This window comes from Tenacibaculum halocynthiae, from assembly GCF_964512825.1.
Lineage (GTDB): Bacteria > Bacteroidota > Bacteroidia > Flavobacteriales > Flavobacteriaceae > Polaribacter > Polaribacter halocynthiae.
The window spans coordinates 80,825-96,316 of record NZ_CAZELG010000012.1; the positions used below are offsets into that span (position 1 = coordinate 80,825).

12 protein-coding genes are annotated in these 15,492 nt (G+C 29.2%); 5 read left to right on the plus strand and 7 right to left on the minus strand.

Annotation, left to right across the window (positions count from 1 at the left end):
* The first annotated feature begins 27 nt into the window (after window positions 1–27).
* The gene (brnQ, locus tag ACKTTQ_RS03740) at window positions 28–1,320 is read left to right on the plus strand and encodes a branched-chain amino acid transport system II carrier protein (protein ID WP_408048442.1); all 1,293 of its coding nucleotides are present in this window, start codon (window positions 28–30) and stop codon (window positions 1,318–1,320) included.
* A gap of 37 nt (window positions 1,321–1,357) precedes the next feature.
* Here brnQ and ACKTTQ_RS03745 read toward each other — a convergent pair whose 3' ends face one another.
* The 5 genes from ACKTTQ_RS03745 to ACKTTQ_RS03765 all read right to left on the minus strand — a co-directional run bounded on the left by ACKTTQ_RS03745 (window position 1,358) and on the right by ACKTTQ_RS03765 (window position 8,698).
* Complete coding sequence (locus tag ACKTTQ_RS03745; RefSeq protein ID WP_408048443.1) at window positions 1,358–1,999, minus strand: hypothetical protein; 642 nt, start codon at window positions 1,997–1,999, stop codon at window positions 1,358–1,360.
* A complete protein-coding gene (locus ACKTTQ_RS03750) occupies window positions 1,986–3,665 on the minus strand; it encodes a hypothetical protein (RefSeq protein WP_408048444.1) in 1,680 nt (559 codons plus the stop codon). Before ACKTTQ_RS03750 ends, ACKTTQ_RS03745 begins: the two co-directional genes overlap by 14 nt.
* Before the next feature lie 222 nt (window positions 3,666–3,887).
* Window positions 3,888–4,388: a DUF3575 domain-containing protein gene (locus ACKTTQ_RS03755; protein ID WP_093869672.1), complete on the minus strand. Its 501-nt coding sequence runs from the start codon at window positions 4,386–4,388 to the stop codon at window positions 3,888–3,890.
* A gap of 62 nt (window positions 4,389–4,450) precedes the next feature.
* A complete protein-coding gene (locus tag ACKTTQ_RS03760; protein WP_408048445.1) occupies window positions 4,451–7,828 on the minus strand; it encodes a hypothetical protein in 3,378 nt (1,125 codons plus the stop codon).
* A gap of 87 nt (window positions 7,829–7,915) precedes the next feature.
* Complete coding sequence (locus ACKTTQ_RS03765; protein ID WP_408048446.1) at window positions 7,916–8,698, minus strand: amidohydrolase; 783 nt, start codon at window positions 8,696–8,698, stop codon at window positions 7,916–7,918.
* Window positions 8,699–8,776: 78 nt separating this feature from the next.
* Between ACKTTQ_RS03765 and ACKTTQ_RS03770 the strand changes: the two genes are divergently transcribed.
* Window positions 8,777–11,530, plus strand: a complete 2,754-nt coding sequence (locus ACKTTQ_RS03770; RefSeq protein WP_408048447.1) for a PD-(D/E)XK nuclease family protein — start codon at window positions 8,777–8,779, stop codon at window positions 11,528–11,530.
* Between the two features lie 25 nt (window positions 11,531–11,555).
* On the opposite strand, the gene ACKTTQ_RS03775 is transcribed toward ACKTTQ_RS03770, so the two are convergent.
* Both ACKTTQ_RS03775 and ACKTTQ_RS03780 read right to left on the minus strand, forming a co-directional pair.
* Window positions 11,556–12,089: a GNAT family N-acetyltransferase gene (locus ACKTTQ_RS03775; RefSeq protein ID WP_299133101.1), complete on the minus strand. Its 534-nt coding sequence runs from the start codon at window positions 12,087–12,089 to the stop codon at window positions 11,556–11,558.
* 48 nt (window positions 12,090–12,137) lie between these two features.
* A complete protein-coding gene (locus ACKTTQ_RS03780; RefSeq protein ID WP_299133100.1) occupies window positions 12,138–12,560 on the minus strand; it encodes a molybdenum cofactor biosynthesis protein MoaE in 423 nt (140 codons plus the stop codon).
* Window positions 12,561–12,667: 107 nt separating this feature from the next.
* On the opposite strand from ACKTTQ_RS03780, the gene ACKTTQ_RS03785 reads away from it, so the two are divergent.
* From ACKTTQ_RS03785 to ACKTTQ_RS03795, 3 genes are all read left to right on the plus strand, one after another.
* Window positions 12,668–12,958 carry a YciI family protein gene (locus tag ACKTTQ_RS03785; RefSeq protein ID WP_093869666.1) on the plus strand — a complete coding sequence of 97 codons (291 nt, stop codon included), beginning with the start codon at window positions 12,668–12,670 and terminating at the stop codon, window positions 12,956–12,958.
* Window positions 12,959–13,017: 59 nt separating this feature from the next.
* The gene (locus ACKTTQ_RS03790) at window positions 13,018–14,205 is read left to right on the plus strand and encodes a phosphoglycerate kinase (RefSeq protein ID WP_408048448.1); all 1,188 of its coding nucleotides are present in this window, start codon (window positions 13,018–13,020) and stop codon (window positions 14,203–14,205) included.
* Window positions 14,206–14,446: 241 nt separating this feature from the next.
* Window positions 14,447–15,487, plus strand: coding sequence for an NADP(H)-dependent aldo-keto reductase (locus tag ACKTTQ_RS03795; RefSeq protein WP_408048449.1), 1,041 nt, complete (start codon window positions 14,447–14,449; stop codon window positions 15,485–15,487).
* Window positions 15,488–15,492: the final 5 nt, after the last annotated feature.

Below are 15,492 nucleotides of genomic sequence, written 5' to 3' on the forward strand. Positions count from 1 at the left end.
AATAGGCAGAAATAATTAGTACTCAAAATGAATAAAACAAAAGAAATTCTCGTTACAGGTTTTGCACTATTTTCACTTTTTTTTGGAGCAGGAAATTTATTATTACCTCCTCTTTTAGGTTATAATGCAGGTGATAATTGGTTTTGGGTAACCCTTGGTTTTATGATTACTGCTGTTGTAATTCCTATTCTTGGAATTTTAGCACATGCTAAGCTACAAGGTACTTTATATGACCTTGGAAAAAAAGTATCTCCTACTTTTAGCTTACTATACTGTGTAATTATTTATATTATTTCAATAGCTATTCCATCACCCAGAACAGCCTCTGCAACTCATGAAATTGCTATTCATCCTTTTTTGGGAACAAGCCCTTTGATAACTAGCTGTTGCTATTTTGCCTTAGTATTAATCTTTGTTTTAAATAGGTCAAAAGTTTTAAACCTAGTTGGTAAATACTTAACTCCTTTTATTGTACTTATTTTAGTGCTAGTTATTGGTATTGGATTGTTTTCTAGTGATATGATCATGAATCCTAGTATGTTCAAAACCCCTGTTGTTAGCGGTTTACTAGAAGGATATCAAACTTTTGATGCCATTGGAGCCGTAGTAGTTGGTGGTGTTGTTATAATTTCTTTAAATTTAAAAGGGTATAGCTCTTATACAGATAAAAAAGAATTAATTAAAAAAGCTGGATTCATTGCAGGAACTGGACTTTTTATAATATACGCTGGTTTAATTTCGGTTGGTGCTTTTTATGGCTCTGAAATATTAGTTGATGGTACTCTAAGTAACGATATGCAAAGAGCTAATTTATTGCGAGGAATTAGCATAGCAACACTAGGTAATATTGGCGCTGTATTTTTAAGTGTTTTAGTTGCTTTAGCTTGCTTTACTACTGCAGTTGCAATAATTACTGGTACTGCCGATTACTTTAAAGGCTTGTTTAAAAACTCACAAAAAGCATACATCATTACTGCAGTAATTAGCTGTTTATTTGGTGTTTTAGTTGGACAATTAGATTTTCATTCTATTATTGTAATAGCTCTTCCTGTACTAATGTTTATTTATCCAATTACAATTGTATTAATTTTATTAAATATAGCTCCTAAAAAACTAACCACTCCTGTTGTTTTTAAAATTGTTGTTTTAATTACTTTTATTTTTAGCATTCCTGATTTTCTTCAGTTTATTATTGATAAAAAACAATTGGTAAGTGTAACTAACTTAATTCCTCTTTCAAAACATCATTTAGGATGGGTAGTTCCTGCTATTTTGAGTTTTGTAGTAGTAAATATTATAAAAACAAGTAGGAGAAATTAATTTCTCCTACTTGTTTTTATAAAGTATAAATATCTTTTTACGAAATAGTTAATCCTTCTTGACACTTTATTTTCCAAACTCCATATTTTTTTTCTAGATATATCAATGTAGTAAAACTATTTAGCTTTTCATAAGTAACACCAACTATTAAAAAAGCTTTTGAATAATCTTTATTGAAACTTATTCTTGAGAAACTAAGTAACATATCTATTTCTATAAAACCTCTCCCTAGCATTTTTTTATGCTTATCAGTATAATAAATTAAAGAATCTTTCTTAAAAGATGTTATTTTGTTTATCTCTATTTTTCTTGTTTCTTTTTTACTGAATAGCGAACTAAGTAATTTCTCTTCCTTAAAACAATTACTATTAAAATCTGCTTTATTCATAGGTACAAACATTTCGGATGTAAAAGCTATTGTTTTTTTTCTAATAGTTTGCTTATAAAAATATTTATAACTCCTAAGACTATCTTGTGTAGTATGATTATATTCGCTGCCATCAGGTGTTGGTGGAAAGCTAGGATCTAAAACAATTGACCCTCTTAAATTATCAGTCAAATAACTGACAATTTGATAAACACTTTCTTCTTCCTTTTCTTGAAAATTAGAATCTTTACATGAAATAAAAAAAGTGATATTAATAAGAAAAAGATATTTAATAAATTTATTCACATTCATTGTCTTTTAATTTAGTGTTGTCATTAACTATTTTTTGCTTTTTATAATAATCCGAAGATTGATTTTTTGTTAAAGATACCCACTTACCATTATCAAAATACCCGTCATAACCATATCTCCTTAAACCATCCCATCCAAACCCCATGTAATATTCTAAAGGGTAACTATAATTATCTAATTTTCTAATTGCTTCAGCAATTGGTTTAACAAATTTATCCGCCATATGCTGATGTTGTGCATTACTAGAAGCATATCTTGGGTCACCCTTAGCCTTATAAAAGAAATAATAATTTAATAAATTAGGTCTTTTGTTTGGATCATATCCTTTTTCATACCTATATACATATCTCGAGATTTCAGCGTGTATTCCTTCATGTAGTAATGCTGTGGCAAAATCTAAAGGTTTTCCACCTGCACCAGTCTCAATGATTATAGTAACCAAACCTTTATCAATCTCAGAATCATCAGTGCAAGCTGTATTGGTAGTAGTGCAATTACCGTATTTAATTTTCAAATTATACGCATTACTTCTTTCAAATTTTCTAATCGTAGCTTTAAAAAGATTTAATTCTTTTAATTTATTATAAATACATTTATCCTGTCCTGTAAGTTGGTTAATAATTCTATCCTCAAAATCAATTACAGCATTAGGGTTTTCTTTTTTAACTTTAAGTACTTCTTTCACAAATCCCCTTGCTTCTTCTGAGTTTGGGTTTTGCTGTAAAAAATAAAGTATAGTATCATACAATATGTTGTTGTTTATTAAAACATCAGCTTCTTCTGAGTTTATAAATACATTGTATTCACTTAATTTTTTTGATATTTCTTCAAGTTTAGTTACATAACTATCTATAGTAGTTGGTTCAGTAGGGCCGTTTCCTCCTGAGCCATTTCCGCCTCCAAAATCAGGGTTACCTATAGAGCCATCACCACCTCCTATACACATATTTAATTTATACCCCATTAAAGGACTCCCTTTACAACATGGTGCCCCTGAAGGAGAGTGACCGTTTGCATTACCTCCACAACCACACCTTTTATAATTAGGTTCTAATCCAGGTACACAACCACTACCACTTTCTTTTGATGAATACCCTCTTTTTTTATTACTTTTTTCGGCATAGTTGTCATCTGTAATGTTTCCTCTTGATATAACTTCTCCTTTAGCATCATAAATAGTTATTCCGCCTTTATAAAAATTATGCGTTGTTGTTTTATTTAATTTATTAGCTAACCATTCATTTGAGGGGCTATACTTAATAACATAACTAATAGTTTGTTGCTTTGTTTTTTTAATAACTAAATTAAAAAAGTCGTTTTTGTTTTGTTCTAAAGTAGTTAATACGGGTATCGTATAAGTAGTAAGTTTGTCATCTTTAAATGATACTATATTCTTTTTGTGTAGGTAGTATATGTACTTAAAATCACTATTCCCTTTTTCTTTTTTTGAGATAGCAACTTTTTTTGCTAGTTCAGAAAATTCAAAGCTGTTGTTTTTTAAGGTTTCATAGTTTACAATTTCTTTTTTGTACAATTCTTCAATACCAAAATGTTCATTATAATGCTCATTGGTACTAATTTCTTTTTCACAGCTCCATAATAATAAGGAAAACCCAAATAAGATGGTTCCTGATTTTAAAAAATTAATTACTTTGTTTTTTTTCATTTTCAAAATTGTATTTTTTTTCAAAGATAGACAATCAAAAACTGAACCATGTAAGTCAACGGCTTACTATTAGTAAGTCAGCGACTTACTTTTTAATTATTTTTACATTATTTTCCCTAAATTATAGCTTTTATTAAAAAAGCGATAAGCTTATCGCTTTCATCTATAAACAAAAAAAGTCCACATTCGTGGACTTTTTTTGTTTATTTTCTGATGATTTTCTTAGAATCTGTATCCAACATTAATACCAACTCTTGGCACTACTGAATAGGAATCAGAAGAAAACATGTTTCTCCCTAAACCAGCATACGCACCTACTACCAAACCTCCATTAGACACATATTTAGACCCTACTGCAACCCCTAAAGCTCCATCAGTATATTTTTTATATCCAATTGTTTTTCCTCCAGCTTCAATAGCTGTTTCTCCAGAGTTTATTCCTAAAAATATTTCTCCAAAATGATTCCAGTTACGATTCGTAGTAAAATAATGACGAAAGTATGGCGTAAACATTTCATTTTCATTATATCTAAAATCTGAACTCTTCTTTTCAAAATTAAACAACGCAGATATACCAACTGATGACTGTTCACTTAAATAGTATTCATACGACACTTCTAAAGTTTTCATTACTAAAGCATCTGCTATATCTACCTTTATTTCTTGCTGTGCATTTGCAAATGAGCTGATAAAAATTACAGCTGCTAAAATTACTTTCTTCATGTATAAATTTTTATTAATTAATATAATGTTGTTACTATGCAATTATAATACCACAAACTTACTTAAAAAATAGCTTTTAATTGTACAGTACCCGTATGTATTGCACTAGAATTCGTACTTTTTCTACCTAAATAAGATACCGATAAATTTAAAACAGATGTTAATTTTTGATTCAATTGCAAGTTCCAGGTATAGTTCCTACCAATCTGGAGTCCTTCTAACATTTGATACCCTACTGGTGAATTTGAATTTCCTGTAAAATCATTTAAAAACATAGCTGTATCGGCACTAATTTGATTCTTTTTTGAACTTATAAAAAAATAAGAAAGTCCTATTTTTTGCTGCTGTAACTTTTCAAAATTCAACATATTGTTTTCTTTATTCTTATAATGATAAGAAACTGAAAAACGATGATCTTTATTGTATAAAAATGTAAATTTAGGTTGTAATTCTTTTACTGAAATTTCATAATTTCTATTTGCTAAGTTTTCTGTTTTTAATTTATTTTCTCCTACAGATGCTTTTGTTTCAAATAACCAGAATTTTGCTAGTTTATGTTGAAATTCTAATTGATGAATAAATGAATTTCCTTCTTGATTTCCCACAGAAAACTGTTGTTTGTTTTGCGATTTACCAAATGTATAAGTCCAACTATAATTCTGAAGGTTTCTATTAAAGTAAAAACTATTTCTAAAGTTAAAATTTAACCCTAATAACCCATCACCAGATGTATTGAAAGGATTCCAATTAAAACCACTTCCAGCTCGTAAACGTTCGTTATCAATAGTTACATACGTTTGATTATAAAAATGTGAAAGTGTTTTTTTAAATCCTTTTTTACTACCCCATTGTTTAGGGTTTAAAGTAATGGATTGTTTCCATTTTACACGTTGAGTAGCAAGAAATCGTATGTTAGGTAACGCTATTCGTAAATAAGTGGCTTGGTCTTGAAATTGCGCTATTTCAAACTCATTAAACTGTTGTTCTCCATCATTATTATAATCTATCCAAGTATAATATCCTTGCCCTGGTTCTGTTTTTACATAAATAAAATCCTGTCGCGCTATATTACCTGAAGATGTTTCATAAGCCGTTCCTAAAGTTAAAAGGTTTTTAAAAAATCGTTGATTATATAATATTCTAGAATTCAATGTTGTTTCATTATCAGCTAATCTATTTTCTGTAAACCTATAATTAGCATAGAGTGATAAATTTGTAGTTGTATTCTGTATTATTTTACTATTAATATAAAAAGTTTTACGGTTATTAATTTGTGTAAATGCGTTACTCTTTATACTATCATTCGTTCTATAATTCACACCAAATTTCGCAAATACTTTAGTACTATCACCAATTCCATAATATCCTTCATACTCCTTAAATTGATGACTTGTTATATCAAAATTATTAGTAGCCGTTTCTTTCTTTTCATTGGTTTCAAAATTTACAAAACCCCCTAACCATGATTTCTCAAAACTATGTTCAACTTTTGATTGCCACCTAAAAAAATTATCTTTTCTAGTATTTGTACTATTTTTTAACCAACTTCCATTCACCCATACACTAGTACTATCAAATTTCACCTTTGATTGAAGAGTATGCTTACTTCCTGAAAAGTTATTGCTAAACTTTAAATGATGAAATCCATAAGAAATAGTAGTTTTTTTATTTTTTTGAGCAGTTAAAACAGTTCCTATTTCATGTTGATCTCCTGTTGGACTGTCTAAATTCCAATTTCTATTAAATTCTACCGCTTGAAATCGTTCTACTGTTTGAAAATTATTTTCAATAAACTTGTAGTTCACATCACTGGTAATTTTCCAATCTTTATCTAACAATCGTTGATTCCATCCAATCTTAGTAGCTAGTCTCTTATTTTTAGAATCGTCAATGTTTGAAAATAGATTCACATCATTATCACTAAACGCTAGTTCAGCTTGTATCGTTGTTTTATCTGAAGGTGAATACTTTGAGTTTACAACAGCTACTTGTAGTTTTGAAGGAGCTACTAACTGAACTACGGGATTATAACTTCCTTGGTTTTTACCTAGATATTTATAAATAGTTCCAATAGCAATGGTTTTATCAACAACATAATCTCCTTTACTAGCTCCTACATTTGAAAAAACTACCGAAAACACCTCATCATTCTCATTAGTGGTATATTCAAAAAATTCATTTCCACTGATTATTGTTTTTTTATATTGAATCCTATTAACAGAAAATTCATCTGCAAAAAAACTAGGCGCCATCATTTTAGTTATATCATTACCTGCATTCGCTAAAATTTGTTTTTGAGCATCTGTAAGCGCTTGTTGTATGGGTTGACTTTTGGCATCATTCTCATTATAAAAATAACCAGCTATTGAAAAGTTATCCTTTTTATATTGAGCTTTTTCATAGGTAATAAATCGTGTGTAATTTCTATCAGAATATTGAAATTCAATACGAATACGCATATCGTTGGTTATAGGGTAGGCTGTATTAAATCTAATTTCCGCTAAGTTATAATCAATAGTATAGTCTTTATTTTCTCCTCTTTGCAACAACACCCCGTTTACAAACACTTTATCACTCCCCGAAACTATAATAATACCCGATTCATTATTTGATCCGAAAATTTTATACGGCCCTTGATTCCCTTCAACACCAACAAAATTAAATGACGAAAACCTACCACGAACAATAGCTCCAGATGCTAAAACGTTAGTACTTTCACTTAAATTAGCTCCTACCTCAACTCCTGAAACCTGCTTGTTGAAATTCAAAAAGTAACTGTCTTTATTCTCTAAACTTACATCTCCTCCTTTAACTCGCCAGTTCTTACTGTATAATTCAACAAAAATTCGATCAAAATCAGTGATTTTTTGTGAATATCCATTTTGTTGCAACGGAATGTTAGTGTCGAAAATATTTGCTTTAATCCCTACTTTATCTGATAACTTCCCAGAAATTGTTAAATCTAACGATGAATTTGTTACTGCATTTTGGTTGTTCCCTCCAGTAACACCTCTGGTAATAAACCCTTGTGTAGTTAAACCATCAAAAAAACGAACATCCGAAGTTTTTTTATTCGTAGTTTCACTATATAATTTCCCTGTATTTTTAGTGTTTTCTACAATTAATCGCTTGTCAAAAGGAGAATACTCTTTTGTTATAAATTCTGGATATCGATAATATTCAACGGTTATTTCTGAATACTTTTCTTTATCAATAATCAGTTGAGACAACCCAAAATTAACTTTATAATTTGATGGATTTATAAGACTACCTTCTTTAGAAAGAAGTTTGAAGTTGGTTGGGTTAATACTTACACTATCAATTTGAACTGTATCTTTTTTTATCAATATTTTTTTTAAACGAAATTCTTTTGGTTTTGTTTGTGCATATGCAACAACACCGATTAAAAAACACAAAACACAAAAGATTTTTTTGATCATACCTTAACAACGTAGCATCAGCAAAAATAGTTTAAAATTAGATATGATAGTTACAATACAAAATCATCTAAACAACCATTCCATTAGCTACTCTACAAACCGAAAAGCATCACTATCTTCTAAAAAACGAAATTTATCTCTATAATTATTTTGTATTTCCTTATCTAACTCAACAATTAAAATCGATTCTTCTCCTTTATCACTTTTAGCCAAGCAATTTCCCAAAGTGTCATAACAAACGGTATTTCCCGAATACTCATAATTATTTGCATCAACCCCTACTCTGTTCACTCCTATAGTATAACTCATATTTTCAATAGCTCTTGCTTTTAACAAAGAATCCCAAGCATTAATTCTAGGCTTTGGCCAACTAGCAACATACATAAGTAAATCGTAGTTATTTGTGTTTCTTGCCCAAACAGGAAAACGTAAATCATAACAAATTAATGGGCGGATTCTCCACCCTTTAAACTCAATTAAAATATTGTTTTGACCAGCAGTATATGTTTCATGCTCTTTTGCTAACGTAAATGTATGTTTCTTATCATATGTTTCAATCTCTTCTGATGGGTGAACAAAAAGAAGTCTATTAAAATAATGTTCATTCTCTTCAATTATAATACTCCCTATTACAGCTACATCTAAAGAACTTGCTATCCCTTTCATCCATTGTACGGTTTCACCTTCCATAGTTTCAGCATTTTCACTAGCATTCATAGTAAACCCAGTAGAAAACATTTCTGGGAGAATAATCACATCTACTTTTGATGTAATTCCTTTTATTTTTTCTTCAAAAAACATTCTATTTGCTATAGGATCTTCCCAAACTAAATCTGATTGAATTAATGCAACACTAAGCTTTTTTGTCATTTTATTTTAATTGAAATGAGGTGTTTTATATCTCAAAAATAAGATAAAAATTGTACTTTGCTCCTATATAATTAGCCAATGCAATCATTTATTTCTGATACATTAGATAGTATTTTAAAAACAACCAAATCATTTGAAGATGTTGAGTTTATACTACCTTCTCAAAGAGCAGGAGTATTTGTTAAAAAGGCATTGAAAGATAAAATCTCTACTGGTTTTCTACCTAAAATAAGTAATATTGGTGATTTTATAGAGGATGTTTCTGGAATGAAGAAAGCAGATTCTGTTCAACTACTATTTTATTTCTATTCCATTTATAAAAAAGAAGAACCGAAACCCGACACTTTTGATGTTTTTTCTTCCTGGGCTTTTACCGTATTGCAAGATTTTAATGAAATAGATCAACACTTAATAAATGCACGTGAAATTTTTGTGTATTTAAGAGATATACATCGCTTGAGAAAATGGTCAGTTTCTGGAACATTCCAAGAAACAGAATTGATGAAAGATCATTTTGCTTTTATGGAAAAACTACATAAGCTTTACACCATTTTTTATGAGTTTTTAATTTCGGAAAAGAAAGGATATCAAGGAGTGATTTATAGAGAATCTGTCAAATTAATTGATGATTATATTCTAAAAAACAAAAAAAAGAAATTCTTTTTTATAGGTTTCAATGCATTAAATGCAGCTGAAGAGTTGCTCTTTCAAAAAATGTTAGAAGCCAAAAACACTGAGGTATACTGGGACATTGACCAAGCTTTTTATGAAAGTAACCACCAAGCTGGAAGCTTTATTAGAAAATATAAAACCCGATGGAAATATTATCAAAAGAACCCTATACAAACAGTTGCAACACATTTTTCATCTCCAAAGAATATTCAAGTAATTGGAGCATCAAAAAACATAACGCAAATAAAGTATGCTGGAGAGTTATTATCAAAATTTTCTAACCATAACAATACAGCATTAGTATTAGCAGATGAATCTTTACTTCCAATAACCTTAAACTCATTACCTGAAAATGTTGATGCAATAAATATTACAATGGGATATCCGTTAAAAGATGTTCCTACCACAAGTTTATTACTCATTATTTTTCAGCTTTTTATAAATCAAGAAAAATTACAAAAAAAAGATCACCATCTTTTTTATTATAAAGATGTAATAGCTTTACTAAAACACCCCGCTATATATCAATTATTATATATTGAAGAACATAATATTGCAGACAGTATTTCTGAAGTAATTGTAGCAAGTAATACAACATTTGTCAATCAAGAAAAAATTACAGAGTTTTTTACGCAAATACCCATAGAAACGCAAAATGTTATTTTACCTCTTTTTAACCCTTTTACTACTGTTGATGACTTTTTATCACGTATTTTAAATGTTATTATTGTTTTAAAAGAAGTTGCTAATGAGTTAGAAAAAGAATACTTATATCGTTTTTTTACTGCATTTATACAGTTACAAAACTTACATGACACCTTTAATTATATTCAAGATTTAAAAACACTTCAGCAGTTTTTTAAACAACTAATACAATCTGAAAGTTTATCCTTTCAAGGAGAGCCACTACAAGGATTACAACTAATGGGAGTATTAGAAACTCGTGTATTAGATTTTGAAAACGTAATTATTACTTCAGTAAACGAAGGTGTTTTACCAGGTAATAATCAACAAAATTCTTTTATCCCTTTTGATGTAAAAATAGAGTTTGGATTACCTACCTATAAAGAAAAAGATGCACTTTTTTCATATCACTTTTTTAGATTGTTACAACGTGCCAAAAACATATACATATTATACAATACAGAACATGATGTTTTTGGAAGTGGAGAAAAAAGTCGTTTTGTTACTCAGTTAGAAATGATGAGAGGTGACTTAAAAGAAGAAATTATAAGTCCTAAAATAATTACAACCGTAACCCAACAAAAAGAGATAACAAAAAATAAGGAAGTTTTAGAAAAATTACGAGAACTAGCTAAGAAAGGGATATCTCCATCAGCCTTAACCAACTATTTATACAATCCGATAGCTTTTTACAAACAAAAAATATTAAAAATAAAAGAGTTTGATGATGTAGAAGAAACTGTTGCTGCAAATACTATGGGAACTGTTGTACATGACACTTTAGAAGCTTTATACAAGCCTTTTGAAGGTAAATTTATATCAGTTGAGATCATTACTAAAATGCAACAAAAAACTAAAGAGTTAATTGTTTTCTATTTTTCAGAGCATTTTAAAAATGGAGACATTAGCACTGGTAAAAATCGATTAATTTTTGAAGTTGCTAATCGTTTTGTTATTAATTTTTTAAAACAAGAAAAAGAACTTCTTAAAGATGACAATAACCAATTAAAAATAATTGCTACTGAACAAACATTAGCTACTCAAATAACTATTGAAGGGTTTGATTTTCCTATTAAAATTCATGGTCAAGTAGATAGGATTGATGAATTAAACGGAGTTACTAGAATTATTGACTACAAAACGGGTAAAGTAGATGCGTTAAACTTAAAAGTATTAGATTTTAGTTTATTACCTGAATTAAAATATCATAAGGCTATTCAAGTAATGCTGTATACATTCTTATATACACAACATACTAACTATGATTTTTCAAAACCATTAGAAGCTGGTATTATTTCATTTAAAAATTTAAAAAATGGTTTTTTAAAAATGAATTTTTCTTCAAATTACAAAACTCCTGACAATGAAATTACAGAAGAAAAATTGGAAGAATTTATGCATGAAATAAAAGAAATACTAAAAGATCTTTACAACCCAGAAACTTCTTTTATTGAGCCTACAGATTTGAAGTATTAGATATTTAAAAAAGTAAATTTAGTCACTAAATATCCATATACACTACAACCCACGTTTGATTGTTATAATCGTAACGTACTAATTCTTCAAAACCAACGGCTTTATGTGCATTTATTGAACGAATATTTAAGGCATCTATTTCAGTAATTATACAATCATATGTAGCTGTAAAAGCATCTCTCATCTTTGCATACAAACCTCTAAAAACACCTTTTCCTCTATATTCTTTGCCAATACAAACCTGTCCCATAATAATATAATTACTATCAGATTTTATAGAATTATCTATTTCAGTAAACATAGGAGCTAAAACAGCTATTTCACCTCTAAATTTTTTAGACATAGATAAAGCATACCCAATAACATTTCCTTTACAGGTAGCAATACTATGCGCATGTACTTCATGCATGTTTTTTAATATTGCTAAATCATGTTGTACGGTAACAAAACCCTGCTCCTTTTTGTCAACTTCAGTTAAATTAACAGGTATATTTTCAGCTTGTAATGCTAATATTTGCTCTAGCTCTAATAGATTTTCAGTTGTTTTAAATTCAATCATAAATTCACTTTTTAATGAAATATTACCAAGTTTGGATTGGTATTATTTTTATGGATGTGCATTTACCCATACTTCGCCATCAGAAAAATATTCTTTTTTCCATATAGGCACAGTCTCTTTAAGCGTATCAATAGCATACTGACAAGCCTCAAAAGCAGCTCCTCTATGCGGAGAAGAAACTGTTATAATAACAGGAATATCTCCAATAGTTAATAAGCCCTCAGCATGATGGATTGCTATTTTTTTTACTGAAAATTTTGTTAAGGCAATATTAGCTATCTTTTTCATTTCTTTTATAGCCATAGGCTTATATGTAGAAAAATCTAACTGAGTTACTTCTTTATTTTTTGTAGCGTTCCTAACTGTACCTACAAATACAGCGATTCCTCCACAAGAAGGATCTTCTACAAAATCATAACATTCTTGTAAATTTAGTTTTTCAGACAGTATTTTTACAGAAATAGTATCCATTCTTTTTTAACAAATATATAAGTTTGTTATTAAATCAAATCCTATTTTAATATAGTTTTAAATAGTTATTTTTGTTGAAGAAAAAGAACAGTATTAAAATAGTAAATATGTTTATTATAAATCTTACCTACAAAGCTCCTTTGAAAAAAATTGATCAATTTTTAGAAGCACACATACAGTTTTTAAATAAACAATATACAGACGGTTTTTTTTTAACATCCGGAAGAAAAGAGCCTAGAAACGGAGGAATTATACTCTGTAAAGCAAAAAATAAAGATAATGTTGAGCAAATTATAAAACTAGATCCTTTTAAAATAAATAATTTAGCAGATTACGAAGTAATTGAATTCACACCAACGAAAACTAATGAAAAACTTAAGTTTTTAATAGAGCACTAAAAACTATTTGCTTTTTAAATACAATTTTTTTGACAAGAACAAACACACAATAACAATACATGAAAACACTAAACGATTATAATTTTGAAAACAAAAAAGCATTAATACGCGTTGATTTTAATGTTCCTTTAAATGATGTTTTTGAAGTAACCGATGACACAAGAATTCAAGCTGCAAAACCAACAATTATTAAAATTTTAGAAGATGGAGGAAGTTGTGTACTTATGTCACATTTAGGACGCCCAAAAGGTGTTGAAGAAAAATATTCATTACGTCATATTGTAGAAACAGTAACTACTATTTTAGGTGTAAAAGTTTCTTTTGTTGAAGATTGTATTGGAGATAAAGTGGAAACTGTTATCTCAAATTTAAAAGCTGGTGAAGTTTTATTATTAGAAAATTTACGTTTCTATGGTGAAGAAAAAGCTGGTGATGTTACATTTGCTGAAAAACTTTCAAAATGGGGAGATATTTATGTAAATGATGCTTTTGGAACTGCGCACAGAGCTCATGCATCAACTGCTGTAATAGCTCAGTTTTTTTCTGAAAATAAATGTTTTGGAAATTTATTAGCTCAAGAAATTGAAAGTATTGATAAGGTTTTAAATAATTCAGAAAAACCAGTTACAGCAATTTTAGGTGGCGCAAAAGTATCTTCAAAAATTGGAGTAATTGAAAATATTATTGATAAAGTAGATCATATTATAGTAGGTGGAGGAATGACATTTACTTTTATCAAAGCTTTAGGTGGAAAAATAGGAAACTCTTTAGTTGAAGATGATAAATTAAATTTAGCATTGGCTATTTTAAAATTAGCAAAAGAAAAGAATACTGAAATTCATTTACCAGTTGATGCACTTATTGCTGATTCTTTTAGCAATGAAGCAAATACTAAAACAGTAAACACTAATGAAATCCCTGACGGTTGGATGGGACTAGATTGTGGTCCACAGACCTCTGAAAAATTTGCAGAAGTTATCGCAAAATCTAAAACTATTTTATGGAATGGACCATTAGGAGTTTTCGAAATGGAAAACTTTGCAAGCGGAACTATTGAATTAGGAAAAGCAATTGCAGAAGCAACCCAAAATGGGGCTTTTTCATTAGTAGGCGGTGGTGATTCTGTTGCTGCAGTTAAACAATTTGGCTTTGGAAATAAAGTAAGTTATGTATCTACTGGTGGTGGTGCAATGCTAGAAATGTTAGAAGGTCAAACCTTACCTGGTATAGAAGCGATACTTCAATAAGTATACTTATCATATTAAAAAAATAAATCCCGCAATTTTCGGGATTTATTTTTTTATAAAAACTTTACATTTTTCTTTTCAGAAATATTGGTATTTTTATGTTTTTAAGTAATTAAATCAACATTCAAAAAAGAAAGATTTAAAAGAATTTGACTCTCATCAAATTTTATTGAATCAGCTAAGGAGTGTAAAAGAAGAAATTGCTAGATATTCATAAATTAAATGACTAAATATTTCAAAAATGAAATACACAACATTACCAAATACTGATGTAAAAGTTTCTAAAATATGTTTAGGAACCATGACTTGGGGAAATCAAAACACTGAAGTAGAAGGGCATGAACAAATGGATTACGCTTTAGAGCAAGGGGTAAACTTTTTTGATACTGCTGAGTTATATTCCGTACCTGCAACTCCAGAAACTTATGGAGCAACAGAAAAAATTATTGGATCATGGTTTAAGAAAACAGGAAATCGTGATAAAGTTATTTTAGCTTCAAAAATAGCTGGTGGTGGCGATTATACAGCTCACATTAGAACTGGAGGTTTTAACAAAAAAAATATTTCTGATGCTATTGAAGGAAGTTTAAAACGCTTACAAACTGATTATATTGATTTATACCAATTGCACTGGCCTGATCGTGGCGTGAATTGTTTTGGTGTTCGTGATTACCCATATAAAACCTCAACTAAAGAAGCTGAAAAGCATTTAGAAATTTTAGAAACCCTTAATGATTTTGTTAAACAAGGGAAGATAAAACATGTTGGTTTATCTAACGAAACTCCATGGGGAACCATGAAATATTTGCAAACTGCTGAGAAGCATAATTTACCCAAAATGGTAACTATTCAAAATTCATATTCATTAATTCACAGAAGTTATGAATATGGAATGAGTGAAGTTTCAATGAGAGAAGATGTTGGATTGCTAGCTTATTCTCCACTAGCGCAAGGTGTTTTGTCAGGAAAATATTTAGGAGGAAAGAAACCTGAAGGAGCAAGAGGTACATTGTTTCCACGTTTCATTTCTCGTTACATGGGTGAAGGATCTAAAAAAGCAGTTTTAGAGTATCAAAAAATAGCTGATAAACATGGATTAACATTAACACAATTATCACTTGCTTACATTAATCAATTACCATTTGTAACAAGTAATATTATCGGAGCTACAAAAATGAGTCAATTAAAAGAAAATATTAACTCTATAAATATTGAGCTTAGTGAAGATATCTTAACGGAAATTGAAATAGCTCACAATAAGATGCCAAATCCTGCTCCTTAAGGATT